Origin of the sequence: Bradyrhizobium sp. ISRA464 (assembly GCF_029910095.1) — a bacterium.
In the GTDB taxonomy this organism is placed as follows: Bacteria; Pseudomonadota; Alphaproteobacteria; order Rhizobiales; family Xanthobacteraceae; genus Bradyrhizobium.
Genome location: NZ_CP094526.1, coordinates 3,337,453 through 3,358,457, shown reverse-complemented (window position 1 = coordinate 3,358,457; position 21,005 = coordinate 3,337,453). Strand labels below are relative to the sequence as shown.

At 64.6% G+C, this 21,005-nt stretch carries 19 protein-coding genes; 7 read left to right on the top strand and 12 right to left on the bottom strand.

What is annotated here, in order from left to right; all coding sequences use genetic code 11:
* Positions 1 to 12 precede the first annotated feature (12 nt).
* From MTX19_RS15565 to MTX19_RS15550, 4 genes are all read right to left on the bottom strand, one after another.
* Positions 13 to 3,198 (bottom strand): efflux RND transporter permease subunit, encoded by a 3,186-nt coding sequence (locus tag MTX19_RS15565; RefSeq protein WP_280984323.1) that lies wholly within the window; start codon positions 3,196 to 3,198, stop codon positions 13 to 15.
* Positions 3,195 to 4,634 carry an efflux RND transporter periplasmic adaptor subunit gene (locus MTX19_RS15560; RefSeq protein ID WP_280984322.1) on the bottom strand — a complete coding sequence of 480 codons (1,440 nt, stop codon included), beginning with the start codon at positions 4,632 to 4,634 and terminating at the stop codon, positions 3,195 to 3,197. The genes MTX19_RS15565 and MTX19_RS15560 overlap by 4 nt, the downstream gene beginning before the upstream one ends.
* Positions 4,631 to 5,038, bottom strand: coding sequence for a FixH family protein (locus MTX19_RS15555; RefSeq protein ID WP_280984321.1), 408 nt, complete (start codon positions 5,036 to 5,038; stop codon positions 4,631 to 4,633). The genes MTX19_RS15560 and MTX19_RS15555 overlap by 4 nt, the downstream gene beginning before the upstream one ends.
* 97 nt (positions 5,039 to 5,135) lie before the next feature.
* Positions 5,136 to 5,507 carry a hypothetical protein gene (locus MTX19_RS15550; protein WP_280984320.1) on the bottom strand — a complete coding sequence of 124 codons (372 nt, stop codon included), beginning with the start codon at positions 5,505 to 5,507 and terminating at the stop codon, positions 5,136 to 5,138.
* Positions 5,508 to 5,678: 171 nt separating this feature from the next.
* Here MTX19_RS15550 and MTX19_RS15545 point away from each other — a divergent pair, with 171 nt between their 5' ends.
* Entirely contained in the window at positions 5,679 to 7,289 is a 1,611-nt protein-coding gene (locus tag MTX19_RS15545; RefSeq protein WP_280978673.1) for an IS1182 family transposase, read from the top strand.
* 710 nt (positions 7,290 to 7,999) lie between these two features.
* On the opposite strand, the gene MTX19_RS15540 is transcribed toward MTX19_RS15545, so the two are convergent.
* Entirely contained in the window at positions 8,000 to 9,574 is a 1,575-nt protein-coding gene (locus tag MTX19_RS15540) for a peptidase S10 (protein WP_280986050.1), read from the bottom strand.
* 257 nt (positions 9,575 to 9,831) lie between these two features.
* On the opposite strand from MTX19_RS15540, the gene MTX19_RS15535 reads away from it, so the two are divergent.
* The 3 genes from MTX19_RS15535 to MTX19_RS15525 all read left to right on the top strand — a co-directional run bounded on the left by MTX19_RS15535 (position 9,832) and on the right by MTX19_RS15525 (position 11,856).
* Positions 9,832 to 10,611 carry an NAD kinase gene (locus tag MTX19_RS15535; protein WP_280977274.1) on the top strand — a complete coding sequence of 260 codons (780 nt, stop codon included), beginning with the start codon at positions 9,832 to 9,834 and terminating at the stop codon, positions 10,609 to 10,611.
* Positions 10,612 to 10,713: 102 nt separating this feature from the next.
* The gene (locus MTX19_RS15530) at positions 10,714 to 11,259 is read left to right on the top strand and encodes a response regulator (RefSeq protein WP_280977273.1); all 546 of its coding nucleotides are present in this window, start codon (positions 10,714 to 10,716) and stop codon (positions 11,257 to 11,259) included.
* Between the two features lie 18 nt (positions 11,260 to 11,277).
* Entirely contained in the window at positions 11,278 to 11,856 is a 579-nt protein-coding gene (locus MTX19_RS15525; RefSeq protein ID WP_280984319.1) for an Hpt domain-containing protein, read from the top strand.
* A 72-nt stretch (positions 11,857 to 11,928) separates the two neighbouring features.
* Here the strand turns inward: MTX19_RS15525 and MTX19_RS15520 are convergent, their stop codons facing one another.
* The 4 genes from MTX19_RS15520 to folE form a co-directional block, all read right to left on the bottom strand.
* Positions 11,929 to 13,110: a DUF2336 domain-containing protein gene (locus MTX19_RS15520; protein WP_280984318.1), complete on the bottom strand. Its 1,182-nt coding sequence runs from the start codon at positions 13,108 to 13,110 to the stop codon at positions 11,929 to 11,931.
* A gap of 167 nt (positions 13,111 to 13,277) precedes the next feature.
* The gene (locus MTX19_RS15515) at positions 13,278 to 14,285 is read right to left on the bottom strand and encodes a transglycosylase SLT domain-containing protein (RefSeq protein ID WP_280986131.1); all 1,008 of its coding nucleotides are present in this window, start codon (positions 14,283 to 14,285) and stop codon (positions 13,278 to 13,280) included.
* 116 nt (positions 14,286 to 14,401) lie between these two features.
* Positions 14,402 to 14,830, bottom strand: coding sequence for a phosphoribosyl-AMP cyclohydrolase (gene hisI, locus MTX19_RS15510; RefSeq protein ID WP_280984317.1), 429 nt, complete (start codon positions 14,828 to 14,830; stop codon positions 14,402 to 14,404).
* A gap of 27 nt (positions 14,831 to 14,857) precedes the next feature.
* The gene (gene folE, locus MTX19_RS15505) at positions 14,858 to 15,538 is read right to left on the bottom strand and encodes a GTP cyclohydrolase I FolE (protein WP_280984316.1); all 681 of its coding nucleotides are present in this window, start codon (positions 15,536 to 15,538) and stop codon (positions 14,858 to 14,860) included.
* Positions 15,539 to 15,783: 245 nt separating this feature from the next.
* Between folE and MTX19_RS15500 the strand changes: the two genes are divergently transcribed.
* Positions 15,784 to 16,230, top strand: coding sequence for an iron-sulfur cluster assembly scaffold protein (locus tag MTX19_RS15500; RefSeq protein ID WP_280977267.1), 447 nt, complete (start codon positions 15,784 to 15,786; stop codon positions 16,228 to 16,230).
* 175 nt (positions 16,231 to 16,405) lie between these two features.
* On the opposite strand, the gene MTX19_RS15495 is transcribed toward MTX19_RS15500, so the two are convergent.
* Positions 16,406 to 17,323, bottom strand: coding sequence for a hypothetical protein (locus MTX19_RS15495; RefSeq protein WP_280984315.1), 918 nt, complete (start codon positions 17,321 to 17,323; stop codon positions 16,406 to 16,408).
* 280 nt (positions 17,324 to 17,603) lie between these two features.
* Between MTX19_RS15495 and yidD the strand changes: the two genes are divergently transcribed.
* Positions 17,604 to 17,915, top strand: a complete 312-nt coding sequence (gene yidD / locus MTX19_RS15490) for a membrane protein insertion efficiency factor YidD (RefSeq protein WP_280984314.1) — start codon at positions 17,604 to 17,606, stop codon at positions 17,913 to 17,915.
* 120 nt (positions 17,916 to 18,035) lie between these two features.
* A complete protein-coding gene (locus MTX19_RS15485; RefSeq protein ID WP_280977263.1) occupies positions 18,036 to 18,203 on the top strand; it encodes a hypothetical protein in 168 nt (55 codons plus the stop codon).
* Between the two features lie 88 nt (positions 18,204 to 18,291).
* Here MTX19_RS15485 and MTX19_RS15480 read toward each other — a convergent pair whose 3' ends face one another.
* Positions 18,292 to 19,506 (bottom strand): hypothetical protein, encoded by a 1,215-nt coding sequence (locus MTX19_RS15480; protein ID WP_280984313.1) that lies wholly within the window; start codon positions 19,504 to 19,506, stop codon positions 18,292 to 18,294.
* A gap of 2 nt (positions 19,507 to 19,508) precedes the next feature.
* Entirely contained in the window at positions 19,509 to 20,879 is a 1,371-nt protein-coding gene (locus tag MTX19_RS15475; RefSeq protein ID WP_280986049.1) for an amino acid permease, read from the bottom strand.
* Between the last annotated feature and the right edge of the window lie 126 nt (positions 20,880 to 21,005).

Below are 21,005 nucleotides of genomic sequence, written 5' to 3'. Positions count from 1 at the left end.
GCTCCGGCTCCCTCACTCGGCTGGCTCCAGCTCTCTCACTTTCGCTACAATCGATTTCGTCTTTGCCGGCGGCCGTGATTTGCCCGCAGGAGGCAAACGGAACCCTTTGACCAGCCCAAAGATCGCGGGAATCACGATCAGCGTCAGCAGGGTCGACGACATCATGCCGCCGATCATCGGCACCGCGATGCGCTGCATGATCTCGGACCCCGTGCCCGTGCTCCACATGATCGGCAACAGCCCCGCCATGACGGCGACCACCGTCATCATCTTCGGCCGGACGCGCTCAACCGCGCCCTCCATAATGGCCTCGCGTAGATCGGTCTGGCTCAACGCCTCCCCCTCGGCGGCGCGGCGCTGCCTGACTTCCGCGAGCGCTTGATTGAGGTAGATCAGCATCACGACGCCGGTTTCAGCAGCGACGCCAGCGAGCGCAATGAAGCCGACAGCAACGGCGACCGAGAGATTGAACCCCAGCCACCACATCAGCCAAAGCCCGCCGACCAGCGCGAACGGCAGCGACAGCATGACGATCATGGTCTCGGTGATCGACCTGAAATTGAGATAGAGCAGCAGAAAGATGATCAGCAACGTCGCCGGCACGACGATCTTCAGGCGTGCCATGGCACGCTGCAGATATTCGTACTGTCCGCTCCAGACCACGTAGGTCCCCGGCGGAAACTGGATGCTTGCCTGCACCGCACGCTGCGCGTCGGCGACATAGCCGCCGAGATCGCGGTCCCGGATGTCGACATAGACGTAAGTCGCGAGCTGCCCATTCTCGGTCCTGATCGAGGTCGGCCCACGCGCCGGCGTGACGTCGGCGACTTCGCCGAGCGGAACCGCTCCGCCTGCCGGCATCGGCACCAGGATGTCGCTCGCGATGGCTTGCGGATTGTCGCGCAGATCGCGCGGATAGCGCATGTTGACGGTGAAGCGCTGGCGTCCCTCGACGGTCGTGGTCACGCTCTGGCCGCCCAGTGCGGTCGCGATCGTATCCTGCACATCCTGCACCGCAATGCCGTAGCGCGACAGCGCCTCGCGGTTCGGCGTGATCTCGAGATAGTAGCCGCCGAGGCTGCGCTCGGCATAGGCCGACGAGGTGCCGGGAACGGTTTTCAAAACCTGCTCGATTTGTTTGGCGAGCTTGTCGATCCCGGCAAGGTCGGTGCCGATGACCTTGACGCCAACTGGCGTGCGGATACCGGTCGAGAGCATGTCGATGCGCGCCTTGATCGGCATCGTCCAGGCATTCGAGACGCCGGGAAATTGCAGGGCCTTGTCCATCTCGGCGATCAGGCTGTCGATGGTCCTCCCTGCCGGCCATTGCTCCTTCGGCTTGAGATTGATGATGGTCTCGAACATCTCCGGTGGCGCTGGATCCGTTGCCGTCGTTGCACGGCCGGCCTTGCCATAGACCGAGGCGACCTCCGGGAAGCTCTTGATGATCCGGTCCTGGGTCTGCATCAGTTCGGATGCCTTGGTCACGGAGATCCCGGGCAGCGTCGTCGGCATGTAAAGCAGCGTGCCCTCGTTGAGATCAGGCATGAACTCGGTGCCCAGTTGCCGGGCCGGCCAGACCGAGATGGCGAGCGCGCCGAGCGCCAGCAAGATCACCAGCGTCTTGGCACGCAACACGCACTGGATCACCGGCCGATAGATCCAGATCAGGAAGCGGTTGACCGGGTTCCTGTGCTCGGGAACGATCCTGCCGCGGACGAAGATCACCATCAGCGCCGGCACCAGCGTGACCGACAACAAGGCCGCCGCCGCCATCGCAAACGTCTTGGTGAAGGCGAGCGGGCTGAACAGCCGCCCTTCCTGCGACTCCAGCGTGAAGATCGGCATGAACGACACGGTGATGACGAGGAGGCTGAAGAACAGCGCCGGGCCGACCTCGGCGGCGGCCTCGATCAGGATCGCGACGCGCGACCGGCCGGGCGCGGCGCGCTCCAGATGCTTGTGCGCGTTCTCGATCATCACGATCGCCGCGTCGATCATCGCCCCGATCGCGATCGCGATGCCGCCGAGACTCATGATGTTGGAGCCGATCCCGAGCAGTTTCATGGCGCCGAACGCCATCAGCACGCCGACCGGCAGCATCAGGATCGCGACCAGCGCGCTGCGGACATGCAGCAGGAACAGGATGCACACCAGCGCGACGATGGCGCTCTCCTCGATCAGCGTGCGCTTGAGCGTGTCGATCGCCGCATAGATCAGGTTCGAGCGGTCATAGACCGGCACGATCTCGACCGACTTCGGCAGACTGGTTGCGATCTCGCTGAACCGCTTCTTGACGTTCTCGATCACCTCGAGCGCATTCATCCCGAAGCGTTGCAGCACGATGCCGCTCGCCACCTCGCCCTCGCCATTCAGTTCGGCGATCCCGCGGCGCTCGTCGGGGCCGAGCTCGACGCGCGCGACGTCGCGCAGCAGCACCGGCGTGCCATTGTCGATCTTGAGCACGATGTTGCCGAGGTCGTTGATGCTCTTCAGATAGCCCTTGCCGCGGATCACATATTCGAACTCGGAGAGCTCGACCGTGCGGCCGCCGACATCGGCGTTGCTGGCGCGGATCGCCTCGCGCATCCGCTGCATGGTGATGCCCCGGTCGCGCATCCGCTGCGGGTCGAGAATGACATTGTACTGCTTGACGAAGCCGCCAACGCTTGCGACCTCGGCGACGCCTTCGGCCTTGGCAAGCGCGAATTTCAGATTCCAGTCCTGGATCGTGCGCGTATCGGCGAGGTTCAACTCCTTGGACGTCACGGCATATTGGTAGACCCAGCCGACGCCCGTCGCATCCGGTCCGATCGTCGGGGATACGCCTGCCGGCAGCCGCGACGCCGCACCATTCAGGAACTCGAGCACGCGCGAGCGCGCCCAGTAGATGTCGGTGCCGTCCTCGAAAATGACGTAGACGAAGGACACGCCGAAGAACGAGAAGCCACGAACGACCTTCGATTTCGGGACCGTCAGCATCGCCGTGGCCAAGGGATAGGTGACTTGATCCTCGATCACCTGCGGCGCCTGGCCTGGATATTCGGTGTAGACGATCACCTGCGTATCGGAGAGATCGGGAATCGCGTCGAGCGGCAGATGGACGAGTGCGTAGAGGCCGGCAGCCGCCGCAAAGCCGGTGCCGAACAGCACGAGCAGCAGATTGCGCGCCGACCAGGCGATGACGCGGGCGATCATGGGCGCGCCGCCGTGCTTGGGGCCGCCGCCTCGGTCGATTTCGGACCGCTCGCCTCAGCAAAGCCCTTCAATGCCGCCTTCAGATTGCTCTCGGCATCGATCAGGAAGTTGGCCGAGGTTACGACTCGATCGCCTTCGCTGACGCCTTCGGCGATCTCGACATAGCCTCCGCCGCGCCCGCCGAGCTTGACGCCACGCGGCTCGAAACGCCCGTCTCCCTTGTCGATCAGGACCTCCTGTCGCGTGCCGTCGTCGAGGACGGCGCTCTCCGGGACGGCCAGAACCGGATCCGGCGAGCCGGACTCGATCTCCGCGTCGACGTACATCTCAGGCCGCAGCAATTCGTCCGGATTGGGAAGCTCGACGCGCAGTCGTGCAGTGCGGGTCTGAGCGTTCAGGTGCGGGTAGATAAGCGCCACGGTCCCGGTGAAAATCCTGCCGCCTAGTCCTCGCGGCCTGATCGTCACCTTCGTTCCAACCGAGACCTGACCGAGATCGCGTTCCGCAACGTCGATGACCACCCAGACAAGGCGATGATCGGCGATCCTGAACAGCACGTCGCCGGGGGCCGCCCGCATTCCGTTGACGGCGTTCCGCGCGACGATCTCACCGTCGCGCGGCGCGAGCCAGGGAATGGACAGCGAGATATCCCGGGTGCGTTCCAGCTCCTTGATCGCGGGCTCCGGGGTATCCAGGTTCTCCAATCTCCGGCGCGCTCCCTTCAACTCCTTTCCGGTTGCGCCTGCGTTGATGGCGGAAAGATACTCGGCGGCAGCACTGGAAAGTGCCGGGCTGTACACGTTCATGAGCACCTGCCCTTTGTGAACGTGATCCCCGGTCGTGACATTGGCGACGCTTTCGACAAATCCCTCAAAGCGCAGTGCAACGACTGACACGCGCCGCTCGTCCTCCTGGACGGTGCCCGGGGCACGGATGATCGAAGTGATGGGTCGCCGCACCACCGGCTCGGACTTCGCGCCGGTGCGCTGTATTTTTCCCGGTGAGAGCTTCACGGCCCCATCGTCGCTGTCCTCGCCCTCGTAGACCGGAATGTAGTCCATCCCCATCGAGTCCTTCTTTGGCACCGGCGAGGTGTCCGGCAGCCCCATCGGGTTGCGGTAGTATTTGATCTTGCGCTCGGCCTTGGCATCCGCCGGCGCCATGTCCGCGGATTGCTCGGGGTCCTCGAAGCTGATGTCGGCACCCGCCGGCACTGGGCGATAATCCCGCCCGTCGGACGTCGTCTTCGGCGTCAGCGAGTAGAACGGCTTGCCGTCGGGGTCGCGGTAATAAATCGGTGCGCTGGCCTCCGCCGCATGCGCGGTCGGCGCAATGGCAATGGCCATCGGTCGCGGCGGCAGGCCGCGACCGATGAGTGCAACGCCTGCCGCTGCGGCGATCGCAGCGGCAGCGCCGGCCAAGACGAGGCGGCTCATTTCTGGGCCGTAACGACGAGCTTGTTGTCGACCGATCCGGTCTCGCCCTGCACCTTCGCGCCGAGCGACAACTGCCAGCGTCCGGCCATGCTGAAGGTAGCCTTGAACCGATACGTGCCGGACTCGGTCCCCGGCATCGGCGTCACCTTGGTGACCATTTCCTGCATGCCATCGGGCGCCATGTCGAGCCGCGTCGCGAAGATGACCGCGTCGGGGACGGATTTTCCGGTCGCCTTGTCGACCAGCCGCACCGTGACGATGCGATCGGCCCCGACCTGGACGGTCGGCTGCACGAGCTGGAATTCGTAGTTCTTGATCTCGGCATGAGCGGGCAACGCAACGCCCGTGATGGCAATGCCGATCAGCGCGGCCGCGGTGGCCCGCGCCAGCTTGGAAGTCTTCATGGTTATGATCCTCGATACGTCTGGTTCACCGCGCGAGCGGCAGAAAGCAGCGCGCGCCATCGGCGCACGCGTCACTGATCAGGCGCTTGCGCACCTCTCAGACGTTAGCTCGAGGTGGATGGTCGGGAGGTTTGGCGCTGAGGCCGTCCAGCAAACGATCGTCATGCGCCATGAACCGGCTTCGCTGCGGGTCACGCACGATCAGCGACGTCGTCCCGTCAGGGACCGGCAGCGAGATGCTCAGCATACAAAGCGCGAGGAACGGACATCCGTCGCAGGTCCGCTGCTTGGTCTGGTCCGGACAGCACGGCATGTCGTCGGCCATGGCGTGATCGTCCGATGCCGTCGGCATGGCGGCTGCAGAGGCAGTCGGCATCGCCCCGGCAAACGCCGACGCCAGCGGCGCGAGCAGCAGCCCGGCCGCAACAAGAACCAGAATCCAGAGATTGGCGAAGCGCCTAAAATGCATGCCCGCTTGTCGCATGTCTCGGTGCGACCTGCAAATCCGCCCCACATCACGATCGCGCCAGCTCCAGCCGACCGACGGGTGCAGTCGCCCCCTGTCGAGCTGATCACTGATTTGCCCGACGAGGCTGGGCAAGAACTCGGCATTTTTTGGAGTTGATGTACGATTCGGCGCATGGCGAATCGGACGTTCAAGGCCGGCGACAGCCGGGAGCAACCCAGTCTTCTTCCTCCCCGGATTGAGGACTATGTCGGACAGCAGAATCCGGTGCGGGCGATCGACAGTTTCGTTGGCGCGCTCGACCTTTCAAAGCTCGGCTTCCGCCATGCGGATCGTGCCGCGGACGAAGTGGGGCAGCCGCCCTACGATCCGGCCGATCTGCTGAAGCTCTACCTTTACGGCTACATCAACCAGATCAGGTCGTCGCGGCGGTTGGAGCGGGAGGCCTGCCGCAATCTGGAGCTGATCTGGCTGTTGAAGAACATGAAGCCGGGCTATCGGACGATCGCCAACTTCCGCAAGGAGAACTGGGCGGCGCTCAAGGCCGCGAACCGCAGTTTCGTGCTGCTCCTGCGCGACCTCGGCCTGATCGGTGGGACCTTCGTTGCGATCGACGGGGCGCTATTCCATGGTAACGCCAGCAAGGGCAGCATCTTCACGCAAGGGAAGCTGGCCAAACAGATCGCCGCGTTGGACAAGGAGATCGAGGCTTATGGCAAGGCCCTTGAAGCCAACGATGCCGAGGAAGCCAAGCGATGTGCCGGTCCGGGAGATGGCAGCAAGGGCAGCGGCGATGTCGGCGAGAAGGTGAAGGAGCTGATGGCCCGGCGCGAGCGCGCGCAAGCCGACCTCAAGAACCTGGAGACAAGCGACAAGGGGCAACTCTCGAAGACCGATCCCGACGCAAGGCTTCTGAGCAAGGGCGACCAGACCATTGCGGGTTACAACGTGCAGAGCGTCGTTGACGACAAGCACACGCTCATCGTTGCCAGCGAGGTCGTCAACCGCAACGACGCGGGCCATCTTCATGAGATGGCAAAGGCGGCAAAAGAGGCCCTCGACGTCGAGACTCTGCAGGTGGCGGCCGATGCCGGCTATTCCACCAGCGAGGACCTGAAGGCCTGCGAGGATGACGGCATTGTTGCCTATGTGCCGCTGCACGAGGGCAATGGCAAGCTCAAGGAAGGCCGCCTCAGCCGCAAGGACTTCAGTTACGATGCGAACGCCGATGCCTACCGTTGCCCGGCCGGCGAGCTGCTGCGCCCGACGGAAGGGCGCTGGACGAACACGAGCGGCCGCATCGAGATCCGCTACCTGGCGCGCAAGGCGGCCTGCGCAGCATGTCCCCTGAGCGCGCGGTGTCTTGCCCCGAAGGCGCCTTACCGGAGCATCGCGCGCTGGGAACACGAGGACGTTCTCGAACGTCACCGCATGAGGATGCAAAGCGCCGAGGCTGCCACATTGATGCGCCGCCGTTCCGCCATCGTCGAGCACCCTTTCGGAACACTCAAATGCCGCGCCGGCTATCAGCACTTTCTCGTGCGCGGCTTCGACAAGGTCCGCGGCGAATGGAGCCTGATGGCGCTTTGCTACAACTTCACCCGCGTGCTCAGCATTCTCGGCTTCGACCGCTTCGTCGCGTACCTTGCAGAAAAGACGCGCATTGCCGGCGCAAACCTCCTTGCGGCCACTCTGCGCGCCATTCGGCTTGCTTTGCGGCCCTTCCGCGCCAAAATCTCGCTGTCGCTCGTCGTCAGTGCTTTCCGAGCCGCCCCAGCCCCTTAGTTGCCATTCTTGCCCAGTCTCGACGGCGCAAGGCCTCGCATCAAAAATATTTCTGTTTTCCAGAAGCGCAACTCAGTGTATGAATGGCCCGTCTCACCCGCTTGAGGGGCGCTTCGCGATCGTCACGAGTGTGGGGTCGAGATGCGGTGGACGCCGATGTCACGGCTGACGAGCGTGGCAGATAGCGGACGGCGAAGTCGTGCAGGCCTGACGCCCTAGTGGCAGGTGTCTCATCAGTCAGAGGCAAGCTCTCTCACTGATGACGGTGACAACAAAGCCCAGTCTCGCCGGGGAGAGCACGTATAAGCCGTAAAGCCATCGCGCAGGGAAAGCCGGGATTGCTCCGGTTTCACCTGTGGTCCTACCTCCCGTGCTTTCCATTTGCACGGGACCCATGGGTGCAATCGGCACCCGGCTTTCCCTGCGCCCTCTGTTCGAAGAGCGGCGAAGACGGCAGAAAACCTCGGGCGCATCGCGCCGCGAGAATGCGAATGTATGACTCGCGATCTCTCAACACCCTCAACGTCGTCCCGGCCTAGCGCGCAATTGCGCACGGGGGCCGGGACCCACAACCACCAATGTTGATTATCGCGCGATGCTGGAACGACGAGTCCCGTTCACAACACAAGCCGCGGCGTATGGGTCCCGGCCTCCGCCGGGACGACGCAGCCATATCGTGGCAGGCGGTGCAATCCACGTCGCTCCCCCCCTCACTTCACCAGCGCCTCGACCTCCTTGCGGAACGCCTCGCGCGCGCCGTCGCGGAAATAGAACATGTGGCCGCCCGGATAGACCACGAGCTTGGTGCGGTCTCCCCCCGCGAAGGCCGGCAACTGGTCGAGGATAATTCGCGATGCGAAATACGGCGTGGCGAGATCGAACAGGCCGTGGCCGATCAGGAGCTTCAGCTTCGGGTCGAGCGCCAGCGCCTGGCGAAGCTGCGTCACCGACTCGGCCGGACTGACGCCGTGACCGAAATCCCAGGCCTTGTTCACACTCCCGCTGAGCAGATGATAGGAGCCGTCCGGCCGCCAGTTCAGCTTGCGCGTGGTGAGGTCGACGGCCGCGCTGGTCAGCGGCGCCATCAGGGGATCGCTAGACGGGTCGTGGAAATGGAAGTTGCTGGAGTCTGGATAGGGATCGAAGCCTTCGACCGAAGCGTCGTAGCGGCCCGTCACCTTGCCGTTCTTGCGGTCGAACTCGCGACGGAACTCACCGATATCGAAACGGCCGGCGAGCCTGCGGCTCACCGCCTGATCGATGCCGGTGAGGCTCGCAACCCTGTCTGCAAGGCGCGTCGTGGCGTCGGTGTCGGCCTGGCCCTTGACGAGGTCGATCAAGAAATCGCTGCGCGCGTAGCGCTCGACGTCGGCGAGATCGTCGCGCGTCACCGGCCCCTTGGCCTGTCGCGCAACCGCCGCCATGGTCGGCAGGCTCGCCACGTACTGCAAAATGCTCGAGCCGGAATACTCCCGGAAATCGAGCACCGGCGAGATCAGGATCAGGCCGCGCACGCCGACGCCCTGCTGCATTTGCAGATTGTGCACCACCTTGGGCCCGCGAATGCCGCCATAGCTTTCGCCGACGACGTATTTCGGCGACAGCAGCCGGTTGTGCTTCTCCAGCCAGCGGCGGATCACCAGCGCGATCGCGTTGGCGTCGCCATCGACGGAGAAGAAGCGTTTGCGCTCGTCCTGCGACGTTGTGACGAAGCGGCTGTAACCGGTGCCGACGGGATCGATGAAGACGAGATCGGTGAAGTCGAGCCAGGTGTCGGCATTCGGAATCAGATCGGGCGACGCCGACGACGCCATGCCATCGCCGTCGAACGAGAGGCGCCACGGTCCGACATTGCCGAATTGCAGCCAGCCCGACGCAGCGCCTGGACCGCCGTTGAACAAGAAAGTCACCGGCCGGCTCGCCCTGTCGGCGCCGTCGAGCTGGTAGGAGGTGTAGGCGATGTCGGCCAGCGGCTCGCCCTTGTCGTCAAACACGCGAATCGAGCCGGCGGTCGCGGTGAAGGCGAGTGTACGGCCGGGCAGCACGACCGACTGCTTGGTGGTCGAGTCCGGCGGCAGGCGATGCTGTTCGGCAGTGGATGCGTTGGCGGAGGCGTTGGCATTGGGACCAGCCTCGCCGCGCCCTGCCCGTCCCTTCTGGCCGGTCGGCGCCTGCGCGCTCGGCGATGGCTGCGGCTGCGGCGCCTCATCCTCGGCGCGCGCCGCGGTCAGAAGGCAGGCTGCGAGCAGCGCCGCCGCGAGCCGTGTCGCAAAACTGTTAGCCATACCGCGCACTCCCTGCGCCCACATTTACCGATAGCAAAGCGTTTTCAAGCGAAGTGGACGCCGGTTCGCGTGCAGAAAACGCGTCAAAATGAGAGTCCAGAGCCCGGTTCATCAGAACCCGGCGCCAGGGCCGCAAGCCGCGACAGCCTGGCGGCATCAGCAAGGCGTGGCACCACCATCACAGGACCATCTCGACAAGGCCGCCCGGGATGTATAGACGAGCCCGGCGTGTTCCGTGGCAAACGAGTTCGTGAGCGATGAAAAGCTCCAAGCGGTATGACAAGATCGCCTTCGTCGCCAGCGCGAGCGCGGAAGCGCAGTCCGCGCTCGAGCAGCTCACCGCAATGTACGGCAACCGCCCGATCGACGACGCCGACGTCGTGGTCGCGCTCGGCGGCGACGGCTTGATGCTGCAGACGCTGCACGCCCATATGCGGACCGGCAAGCCGATCTACGGCATGCATCGCGGCACCGTCGGTTTCCTGATGAACGAATACTCGACGCACGACCTGCGCGAGCGGCTGGCGGCGGCGCGGGAGTCGCTGATCAATCCGTTGCTGATGCGCGCCACCGACATTCACGGCGCCGTGCACCTGCATCACGCCATCAACGAGGTCGCGCTGTTCCGCCAGACCTACCAGGTGGCGAAACTGCGCATCCTGATCGACGAGCATGAACGGATGCCGGAGCTGATGGCTGACGGCATCCTGGTGGCGACGCCGGCCGGTTCGACTGCCTACAACCTCTCCGCCCAGGGGCCGATCCTGCCGATCAACGCGGCGCTGCTCGCGCTGACGCCGATCAGTGCGTTCCGGCCGCGGCGCTGGCGCGGCGCGCTGCTGCCGAACTCCGCCTTCGTGGTGATCGAGGTGATCGAGGGCGAGAAGCGGCCGGTCGCCGCGGTCGCCGACCATGACGAGGTCCGCGACGTGCGCCGCGTCGAGGTGCTCTCCGACAAGACGTTCGCGATGCGGATGCTGTTCGACCCCGGCCACTCGCTGGAGGAGCGGATCCTGCGCGAGCAGTTCGGCTATTGAGAGCGGCGCCCCTGCCCGGCAACCAATCATTAACCGCAGCCGGGATATGGTTAATTTCGGGTAATACCGCGCCTCTCCGGTATGCCCGCTCGGGGCCGGACCATGTATCGCATCGACTTCAACAAGCTGCGATTTCTGATTTGCGACGACAATCCGCACATGCGCCGCATCCTGCGGACGCTGCTGCATTCGTTCGGCGCTCGCGAGGTCTACGAGGCCGAGGACGGCGCCACCGCGCTCGAAATGTACACCCATTACGTGCCCGACATCGTCATCACCGACTGGTCGATGCCGATCTTCGACGGGCTCGAGCTCGCGCAGATGATCCGGCAGCCGGAGTCCAAGGGCAACCCTTACGCGCCGATCATCATGCTGACCGGACATTCCGAGAAGCGCCGCGTCACCGTGGCGCGCGACGCCGGCGTCACCGAATTCCTGGCCAAGCCGATCTCGGCCAAGGGCCTCTACCAGCGGATCATGAACGTGGTCGCCAATCCGCGTCCGTTCATCAAGACCAAGACCTATTTCGGCCCCGACCGCCGCCGCAACACCACCAACACCTATATCGGCCCCGAGCGTCGCGGCAGCGGCGAGGTGGAAGTGATGCAGCAGCCGTCGCTGCTCGAGAAGGCGCGCTCGAGCATATAGCCGGTCAAGGACACCGCCATGGCAAAGGACAAACCCGGGACGATCGAGGTCAAGAGCTTCGGCACCCACCATGTGATCACGCAGCCCAACCCGCTGCGCAAGGTGCTGTTGCGCGTGCCCGAGAGCGATCTCGACGATCCGGTCGGGCGCGCGGAGAAGGCGCTGGCCGGCCTCTCCGGCGAGTTCAAGACCTGGATGACGGTCGAGGCCGACCGCCTCTCCGCCGCATATGACGCGGTGAAGTGCGAGGGCTTCAATGACCGCACGCGCGAGGAGCTGTTCCGCGCCGCGCACGACATCAAGGGCGACGCCGCGACGTTCGGCTATCCGTCGGCGGCTGCGGCGGCCGAAAGCCTGTGCCGCATCATCGAGCACGCGCCGGATCTCGATGCGGTGCCGCCGCAGCTGATCGCCCACCACATCAATGCCGTGCAGGCGATCGTGCGCGAGCGCACCAAGCTCGACACCGCTGTTGTGGCCGGCGTGCTGAGCAAGCAGCTGCGCGGCATTGCCGACGAATTCCTGACCCACGCCAACCGCGACCGGCCGGAGCATCTCGAGGCGATCCTCGCACCGAGCATCGTGCCGAACGAATAGCGGCATGCCGTCCGCCGCCGCTGACGCGGCGGTTGTCCGAACTTCCACCTCTTCTGAAGGGCGCGGTCTGGACTAGGCCGCGATGAGGTCGTCGTCGTAAGGCAGCGGCGCGATCGCGTCTTCCGCGACCAGCTCTTCGCAGAACATTCGGGCATCCTCCCGCGCCGATTCCGTCGCGAAGCGGCGTAACAGGATCAACAGCGGTTCGGCCGCGGAGTGGTCGGTCTCGCAATGGGTCAGCACGCGTTCCACCATGCGGCGATGCAGCCGCGCGGCGCCGTCCCCGGTATCGACATAGCCGATCTCGTGGCTGGCCTCGAGCGCGACGCGGAACGCCGCGAAGGTGGACTCCGGCAGGCCGGCGCGGATCAGGAGCGCCTGCAGGCCGTTGCCGCCGCGATCGTTGAGCAGCGCCGAGACGCGGCCATAGGGCAGCCCTGACAGTTCGGAGAGCGCGGCACCGAACAGGTCGAGATTGCCCGACAGCAGCGCACGCAGGATCAGCCCGGCGGTAAGCTGGCCGGTGGCGCGCAGATGAGTGATCAGGCCGCGCATGTCCTCGCCGAAGGAGCGCGCCGCGATGTTCACCGTGGAGCGTTCGCGCGCTTCATCGGCGATCCGCCCTGCCCGGTCGGCGCCGAGCCAGTTCCGCGCGACCACGAATTGCGTCAACGTGTCCGACAGCTTGGCGACCAGCGCCAGCCGCGTCGCGGACGGCAGGTCCTCCAGCTGCAGCATCGATTCCCTGATGGCCGCGAGATGGCCGTGGCGCTCGACGATGCGGTCCCAGGAGAACGGCGCAAGCTCGGCGTAGGGATTCTCGATGAGCTCGAGCGCCGCCGCCGCCGAGCCGACCTCGGCGATCGCCGCGGAAACCGAGGGCGGCAGGTTGATGCGGCGCGCGATCGCGCACTGCATCTCGTCGCTCCCGGTCGCGACGATGTCGACGAGATCGGCGTCGATCAGAAGCGGAGAATGTTCCAGCACTGGCAGCGCGATCGAGGGCTGGTCGACCGACAAGGCCTGCACGATCGCTGCCGGCGCCTCCGTGCTGCGCGCAAACACCTCGGCCATCACCTGGCGCACCAGCGGCGACGGGTCGTCGAGCAGCATCAGCAGCGCGCCTTCGGCCGCCGTGCGATCGTCGTCGCTGAGATCCGAAATGAGCCAGGCCCGCGCCAACGCTCGGGTCGCTTCCGCCCGCTCGCCTGCCGGAGCGGTCCTAATCCAACTAATAAACTGCCGAACGATCATGGTCCTGCCGGCTTACGCAACGAAACGGCATCGGTATGCGACGCCACTACAAGGAAAAATAAACCACGACGCTTAACAAAGCGTTCACCATAAACGTTTGGGATTATTGACGTTTCGTTAAGATGACGGCGATGCCCGGAAGGCGCGCACGGCGCCGCGGCAAGCGGCTAGCCGCTGCTGTAGGTGCCGTTGGGATCGCTGAACAGATCGAGCCGGCCGCGGGCGCGAACCGTTGGCGTCGCCGCCGCGGTCAATGACGACGAACTGCCCCACAATTCCTGCACCGCCGGCGAGATCGGCTGCATGCGGTCGCCGCCCTGGTACAGCGAGCGGAATACCGGCGCCTGCTGCGCGGACGCCGTGGTCTGCGACGTCGCCCCCACCGCCGCGACCGTGCGGGCGTCGGGGAAGGTCGAGAGATAGGCCGCGGTGTCCATGGTCAGCGCAGACGTCGGCGCTGAGCTGGCGACTGCGTAGGGACTCATCGTGCCGCCGCCCGCCGCAGCAAAGGCCGTGCGGGTATCCTTCGAATTCGCAGCGGCGGCATAGCGCGTGGTGAGGACCGAATAGACCTGCGAGACGCTACGCGCGTTGCCCGACCTGTCGTAGAAAATCGACTGGTTGGCGGCGGCGGCCATCGGGAACATCGCCGCGGCATTGGCGGCCGGGCTGTCCTCTGCGGCGGAGATCAGCTTGCCGGCGCCGCCGACCCCCATGAAGTGCGCCATGTACAGCTCGGCGTCGGTCGGACGCCGGCCGAGCTTGCCGGTGAGCTTGAAGCTGTTGGATTGGGTCAGCACCGCTGCCATCGATGACGCCGCATCGGGATTATCCCGCAACTTCATGATTGCGTTGCGCGCGGAGGGATCGCTGACCGAATAGCTGCCGTCGGAATTCTTGGTGATGGCGTCGGCATATTTACCGTAACCGAGCTGGCTTCCCGCCTCCTTGACGGTACCGAGCCAGGTCTGGTCGATAAATTGATAGAGCCCGTGCGCCGACGAAGTCGAGGCGCCGGCCTGCGGATCGAAATTGGACTCCATTTTTGCGGTCGTGAGCAGGTATTCGAAGCTCACGCCGGTGGTCGAGGCCGCCTGCTTGATCGAGCTTGCGATCTGCAGGCGTGAGGGATCGACACCTGCCGCAGCCGAGGCAATGAATGTGTCGACCGCCATCTGTCCGGTGCCTTGCCGGGCGCCGGCAATCGGCACCCATGTTCCGTCAGCTTGCCGCAATTATGGTTAATGACGCGTTAAACTGCTCGGCCGGCGGGAGGACGGACCGGACGCTGCTACTCGCGATAGACCTGTGCCGGATCGAACAGCCGCTCGGCATCGACGAAGGATAGGCTGACATCGCTCCCCTCGCCCTTGACCTTGCGGTAGAAGCACGAGCGCCGTCCGGTGTGACAGGCCGCGCCGATCTGCTCGACCTTGATCCACACCGCGTCCTGATCGCAGTCCATCCGCATCTCGACCACGCGCTGCGTGTGGCCTGAGCTTCCCCCCTTGCGCCACAGCGCGTTGCGCGAGCGGCTGAAGTACCAGGCTTCGCCGGTCGCGATGGTCTTGCGCAGGGCTTCGTCGTTCATGTGCGCGACCATCAGCACGTCACCGGTCGCGACATCGGTCGCGACGCAGGTCACGAGACCTGCCGCGTCGAATTTGGGCTGAAAGCCGAGCCCTTCCTCGCGGTCGTGATCGTGGGTCGATGCGGACACGGCAAACCTCGCATTTGAAACGCGAGGTTACCGGGTCGGTCCTCGCACCAGGGACAGGAAACGTTGCTGCTCCGCCGGATTGTCACGGAACATGCCGGTGAAGCGGCTGGTGAAGGTCGATGCACCGTGCTTGGCGACGCCGCGCACCGACATGCAGGTATGCTCCGCCTCGATCAGCACCGCAACACCGCGGGGCTTCAGGATCTCGTCGATCGCAGCCGCGACCTGCGCGGTCAGATGCTCCTGCGTCTGCAGGCGGCGGGCGAAGATGTCGGTCAGCCGTGCCAGCTTGGACAAGCCCACGACCCGCTCCACCGGCGTATAGGCGATATGCGCCCTGCCGTAGAACGGCATCATGTGATGCTCGCACTGCGAGGTGAACTCGATGTCGCGGACCAGCACGAAATCATCGTAGCCGGCGGTCTCGCCAAAGGTGCGGTTCAGCACCTCGGCCGGGGCCTGATGGTAGCCCTGGTAAAGTTCATCATAGGCCTCGACCACGCGGCGCGGCGTATCGAGCAGGCCCTCGCGGCCCGGATCCTCGCCGATATAGCTGAGCAGCGTCTTCACCGCCTGCTCGGCCTCCGCGCGCGAGGGACGCGGCTGGTCTGCGCGAACGGCAGCTCCCATGAACTCTGAAGGATCGAGCTCGGTGGTCTTGACGTCCGTCGGCTTGTTGGGGCGGATCGATTTGATTAAGGCGTCCATGTCTTCTCCGTTCGACCGGCCCAGGCATTTACCCTTGGGCCGGATGTGTCACCGGGCAGACGGGGCGGATCTTCGACCCGCCGGGCGCCTGAGTCCCATCTTCTCTCGCACCGCGGCGGCGGAGGTGGGCCGCAGCGGCCGCATGGCCGGACTGACTATATTTCCGCCAATGCCGTTCATATATAGGACGATGAAACCCAGCCGCCAAGAGCGCCCGGCAATGCCGGAACCAGACACCTGCCCTCATGCTGAACGACATTTACAATAAGCGGATCATCGAGTTGGCTGGCAATATTCCGCGCCTCGGCAGACTGGCCGACCCGGACGCCAGCGCCACCGCCCACTCGAAACTGTGCGGTTCGACCGTAAAGGTCGATCTCAAGATGGACGGTCCCGTGGTGACGGACTTTGCCCATGATGTGAAGGCCTGCGCGCTCGGCCAGGCCTCCTCCTCGATCATGGCAAGCCACGTCGTCGGCTCGACCGCGGACGAGCTGCGCGAGTTGCGCGAGACCGTTCGCAAGATGCTGAAGGAGAATGGCAAGCCTCCGGAAGGAGGCAAGTGGGCCGATATCGCGCTGCTCGAACCGGTGCGCGACTACAAGGCCCGCCACGCCTCGACCATGCTGACCTTCGATGCCGTGGTCGATGCAATCGGCCAGATCGAGGCCAAGGCGAGGCAGCTGGCGTAGGCGCCCGGTCGGGCCTCGTGGTTCGAGATGCCGCTTCGCGGCTGCTCACCATGAGGGTTTGGCAGTCATCCCTGGACGAAAGTGCGCTCCCGCACGCCCCTTTTGCTCCTCATTCTGAGGAGCGCGCTACGCGTGCGTCTCGAAGGATGAGGCCGTTTCAGAAAGACGCACCCGCCTACTGCGTGGGCTGAACCGGCGCGGGAGCCGCGGTGCTACCGGTCGGCACCGCCGCCTCGGCGGTCTTGGTCGCCTTCGCGGCTTGCGGCTGTGCCTCACCCTCCATCGCGCTGCTTACGAAGCGATCGGTGTTCTTGGGCTTGGCTTCGGCGACTGGGACGGCGTCGTTCTGCTGCGGCAGCACGTCGGCAACCGTATCGGTCGTGACCAGATTGGTCAGACGCAATTCAGCCGGCGACAATTCGTGGAGTTCCTCCCACGGCGGCACGCTGAGCGCCAGCGACAGCAGTTCGCCTGCCCCACCCATGTCGAATGTGTATTTGGCGAGACGGCCAAGGTCGCGCTCGACGATCATCAGGTCCTGCGCCGTGTAGCTTGCGGCCTTGGCATCATCGGCCCGGTCGCCCATCCAGATCTGGTGGACGCGGACATGGGCGGCCGGCGGGACATAACGCGTCTTGCCGGACAGCAGCAGGAACACGCACATCGACTCGCAATAGGCGTCCGGCAGCACGCTGGCGCGGTTGCCCTGCCCTGTCTTGCTGATGACGCTGGTGCCGACCGTCGTCAGTGCGCCCAGGCCGCGGAAGCGGCGACCAAGCGCGATCGCGTCGTTGACCGAACCGCCGCTGGAGTCGAGCACGATCGTGGCACCATTGAGCTGGCGCCCGCGGGCAAACGCATCAAAATCCTTCGGGCTGTCGGCCGTGATGATGCCGACCGCGGATACCCAGCCCCTGCAATTCGGCTGGCACGCGATCCAGCTGAACTTCATCGGCAGCTTGCGCTCTTCGAGGGTCGAACTCGCATGCGCCGAGTCGACCAGCATGGTGACGGTGCCGGAAACGGCGATGCCAAGACTGACAGCGCCGACAAGCGCCCAGCCGCGCAATGAAAGCGACTTCACGAATCTCAATTTGGTTCCTTCCCCCGTACCCCTGGTGCGAGCGGTGGCAACGGCCCCATATCGACGCCCCGTGATTCCGTCATCGGAGCGTTATCGAAACGGTATCCTTGCCGATCCTGAGCGTCCATAGGAGCGCTGCAGCAGTGCCTTTCGCGCAGTGCGATAATTGCGAACTGTGGCGTAAATATCTGCAACAACACAGTTCCTTGGCTTGGAACCCCCGCAAGACTACGTACATAATCCAGTGATGCCGTCGACAGACCATCCAACGTCACACCCTGAGCGATGCATGGAGTGTGCCAACAACATGCGCCGTTTGCCGCGCAATCTTGGCCGCGCGCTGATCTGGATCTACCGGCACACGCTGTCGCCGCTCGTCGGCTACAACTGCCGGCATCTGCCGACCTGCTCGGTCTATGGCGACGAAGCGATCGAGCGCTTCGGACTGTGGGCCGGCGGCTGGATGACGCTGGCGCGGCTGTTGCGCTGCCAGCCGTGGGGCACCTCCGGAATCGATAACGTGCCGCTCGCGGCACCGCCCGGTGCGCGGTGGTACCTGCCCTGGCGCTACGGACGCTGGCGCGGCGTCAACGACAATTGACGGGTTGCTGCAGTGCGTTCAATCGCGGAACGCATTGCCGCCCCATGGAACTGCCGGCTCATGGAACTGTCGCAGAGTTGCCGCATTGTCTCTTCGCCCCCTTTTGGGGAGGAAACAACAATGCGCTGGAAAATCAGCCACAACGGCCATGATCCTCGGCAGATCGATTTGCTGGCCGTCCTCGCCTTGCTCGTTCTGATCGGTGCCGCCTACGGCTACTTCACCCACAAGCCTCACACCCAGAATACGACGGCATTCATTGTGCCGAGCCAGAGCGTGAGGTGGTGACGCACCGAGTGCCTGCACGAAGATCACGCTCAATCAACGCGTTAAAGTGCGATGATGAGACGCTGATTGATTCCGATCGGATTGCGCTTTAGCGCCAGAACCAGAAAAAATCCTGCGGCGGTGGCAGCGGCGCCACGGCCCGCGGTCTGCGCGGCCGCGGCTTTGGCGGCGGTAGCTCTTCGACCGGCGGCGTCGCCTCCGCCGTGCCGCCCGTGCCGTCATCGGGCAGTTTCACTGACAGCAGCAGATTGGACTCGTGCGGGCGCCAACGATAGCCGATGCCGAAATCGATCGGCTGCGCGCGGCTGAACAGCTCCGCATAGGATTCCTGGAAACGGCCGGGAAACTTCTCGATCGGACCGAGATAGCGGCCGAACGGGAAGAAGCGCCACCGCTTCGGATTGTAATAGGCGAGCGGGATTCCGGAATCGTCCTGGATGATTGTCGCGCTGTTGGCCAGGATGAAGTTGCGCACCGTGGAGAAATTGCCGGCGTACATCAGGTACGACGCGCTCTTGATCAGGCTGTTGCCGGGCGCGAATGTCGCGCAGAATTTCAGGAAACCGCTCGCCTTCACACCCGAATTGGAGAGATCGGTCGAGAAATAATACAGCGTCTTCTGGATGCCGTCCGAGCCCGCAAAGGTGATCCGAACGCCATGCACGACGTTCCGCGCCGGCCCAGCGGGGCCCACGCTGAGCGTCCCGGCTTCGTCGATCGTGACCGGCTTGACGTCGCGGATCGTCTTGCCCGAGCGCGCGAGGAACACATAGAGGATCGGCAAGGTGCCGCCGAGCTCACCGGCGTGCAGGTCGGTCTTCATCTGCTTGGTGATGAAGAAAGAGAAGCTCAGGACCGATCCGAGCGAGCGCTCGACATTGTAGAGCGCCGTACCGACTCCGCCCGGCGGCAGCCGGGTCAGGTCGGGCACCGCGCCGGGCGGCTCCAGCGCACTCAGCACATAGGTCGTCGCCTTGGCGTAGAACGCGTTGGCATAGAGGAAGTCCGGGCCCGAGAACATGTAGAACATGGTCGGCTTCGGCGCGGCGAGGTTGACGTCCGACCATGCGCGGATCTTCGACAATTGCCGCTGTTCGAGCTGGGCAAACGCCCCATCGAAGAACTTGGCGTGGCGCTGCCACGCGGGATCCCTGGTCAGCGGCATCAATGGCGAACCGGCCGACGGCTGCATGCCGGCGAGGAAGCGCGCGGTATCGTCCGCCGTCACGTCCGCGGCACGCACCGAAGGCGCAACGAGCAGCAAGGCCGCAGCCAGCGTCAACAGCCTCACGGAGAACAGCATTTTCATTCGCGGCCCGAGCGCTCGGTCGCGGGACGATCGGCTCGCTTGCGGAAGATCGCGTAGATCAAAAGGCCCGAAATCATGATCAAGATACCAAGTGCCGACTGCAGCGGGCGCTGCGTCAGCAGATAATACATCATGAAGCCGGTCACGAGCAGGAAAACCAGCGGCGTGATCGGGTATCCCCAGGCCCGGTAGGGACGCGGCAGTCCGGGGTGCGTGATGCGCAGCTTGATTACACCGGCGACTGCGAAGAACGAGCAGAACAGAAGCGCGAACTGGATGAAGTCGAGCACCGCCTCGAAGCTGCGCGTCAGCAGCATCAGGCTCGCCACGGCAAGCTGGAACAGGATGGCATAGGCCGGCGCGCCGCGGCTCGACCGGCGCGCGAACACCCGCAGCGCCGGGATGTCCTCCCCCATCGTCATCGTCACGCGCGGGCCGATCCACATCATCGCGCTGATCGAAGAGATCAGCCCGACGCAGATCATCGCGCCGACGACGCGGCCGCCGATCTCGCCGAAGATGTAGCTGCCGGAGATGCGGGCGACGTCGAGCTGGCCGCCGAGCTTGCCGATCGGCGCAGTGTGCAGAAACACCGCGTTGAGCGCGACATAGAGCACCAGCACGATCAGCGTACCTGATAACATCGCGCGCGGCAGGTTGCGCTCCGGGAACCGCATCTCGCCGATGATGTAGGTCGCAGCGTTCCAGCCCGAGAACGAGTACATCACGAACACCAGGCTGATGGCGAACGGCGCGCTCAGCACATAGGCTGGATCGGCCGACGACGGCGCAAACGACACCGGTTGCGGTGTTGCGATCACGAAGCCGGTGACCAGGAAGGCCGTGATCAGCACCACTTTCAGAACGGTCGCGATCAGCTGGAACGTCGAGGAATGCTTCACCCCGGTAAGTTGCACGATCGACACCAGCCACACCACGCCGATGGCAAGCGCCAACGGCGGCGCGTCCGGCAGGATCGCGCGGCCATACTCCCCGAACGCCATCGCCGCCAGCGCAACCGGCGCGGCAAAGCCGACGGTCGCCGATACCCAGCCGGCGAGAAAACCGAACGCCGGGTGATAGGTGCGGCCCAGGAAATTGTATTCGCCGCTCGAGCGCGGGAACATGGCGCCGAGCTCGCCATAGGAAAACACGCCGCAAAGCGCGACGATGCCGCCGACGGTCCACAACAGGAGGATCGAGAAACCGGATGGGATGTCCTTGACCTGGAAGCCGAGGCTGGTGAACACGCCGACGCCCACCATGTCGGCCACGACGATTGCGGTCGCCGTCAGAACCGAAACGGTCGACCCAGTGCCGGGAAGCGGGCCGCGCAGTGCCGCGCTTCCCGTGGGTAATGCCGCCATCTCGACCGTACCTTCAAGCCGCCGCCCGCCTGAGCGCCGCCATGCTGCAGGTTCGCGCCATGCAATTCAAGCAGCGTTAACAATGGCTTAAACTGAAATATCAAAACGGTACTTTAGCACCCTTAG

Excerpts from the sequence above, each read along its gene's own strand:
- MTX19_RS15565 (WP_280984323.1), bottom strand. The coding sequence starts at position 3,198 with ATGATCGCCCGCGTCATCGCCTGGTCGGCGCGCAATCTGCTGCTCGTG.
- MTX19_RS15560 (WP_280984322.1), bottom strand. The coding sequence starts at position 4,634 with ATGAGCCGCCTCGTCTTGGCCGGCGCTGCCGCTGCGATCGCCGCAGCG.
- MTX19_RS15555 (WP_280984321.1), bottom strand. The coding sequence starts at position 5,038 with ATGAAGACTTCCAAGCTGGCGCGGGCCACCGCGGCCGCGCTGATCGGC.
- MTX19_RS15550 (WP_280984320.1), bottom strand. The coding sequence starts at position 5,507 with ATGCATTTTAGGCGCTTCGCCAATCTCTGGATTCTGGTTCTTGTTGCG.
- MTX19_RS15545 (WP_280978673.1), top strand. The coding sequence starts at position 5,679 with ATGGCGAATCGGACGTTCAAGGCCGGCGACAGCCGGGAGCAACCCAGT.
- MTX19_RS15540 (WP_280986050.1), bottom strand. The coding sequence starts at position 9,574 with ATGGCTAACAGTTTTGCGACACGGCTCGCGGCGGCGCTGCTCGCAGCC.
- MTX19_RS15535 (WP_280977274.1), top strand. The coding sequence starts at position 9,832 with ATGAAAAGCTCCAAGCGGTATGACAAGATCGCCTTCGTCGCCAGCGCG.
- MTX19_RS15530 (WP_280977273.1), top strand. The coding sequence starts at position 10,714 with ATGTATCGCATCGACTTCAACAAGCTGCGATTTCTGATTTGCGACGAC.
- MTX19_RS15525 (WP_280984319.1), top strand. The coding sequence starts at position 11,278 with ATGGCAAAGGACAAACCCGGGACGATCGAGGTCAAGAGCTTCGGCACC.
- MTX19_RS15520 (WP_280984318.1), bottom strand. The coding sequence starts at position 13,110 with ATGATCGTTCGGCAGTTTATTAGTTGGATTAGGACCGCTCCGGCAGGC.
- MTX19_RS15515 (WP_280986131.1), bottom strand. The coding sequence starts at position 14,285 with ATGGCGGTCGACACATTCATTGCCTCGGCTGCGGCAGGTGTCGATCCC.
- folE (WP_280984316.1), bottom strand. The coding sequence starts at position 15,538 with ATGGACGCCTTAATCAAATCGATCCGCCCCAACAAGCCGACGGACGTC.
- MTX19_RS15500 (WP_280977267.1), top strand. The coding sequence starts at position 15,784 with ATGCTGAACGACATTTACAATAAGCGGATCATCGAGTTGGCTGGCAAT.
- yidD (WP_280984314.1), top strand. The coding sequence starts at position 17,604 with ATGGAGTGTGCCAACAACATGCGCCGTTTGCCGCGCAATCTTGGCCGC.
- MTX19_RS15485 (WP_280977263.1), top strand. The coding sequence starts at position 18,036 with ATGCGCTGGAAAATCAGCCACAACGGCCATGATCCTCGGCAGATCGAT.
- MTX19_RS15480 (WP_280984313.1), bottom strand. The coding sequence starts at position 19,506 with ATGCTGTTCTCCGTGAGGCTGTTGACGCTGGCTGCGGCCTTGCTGCTC.
- MTX19_RS15475 (WP_280986049.1), bottom strand. The coding sequence starts at position 20,879 with ATGGCGGCATTACCCACGGGAAGCGCGGCACTGCGCGGCCCGCTTCCC.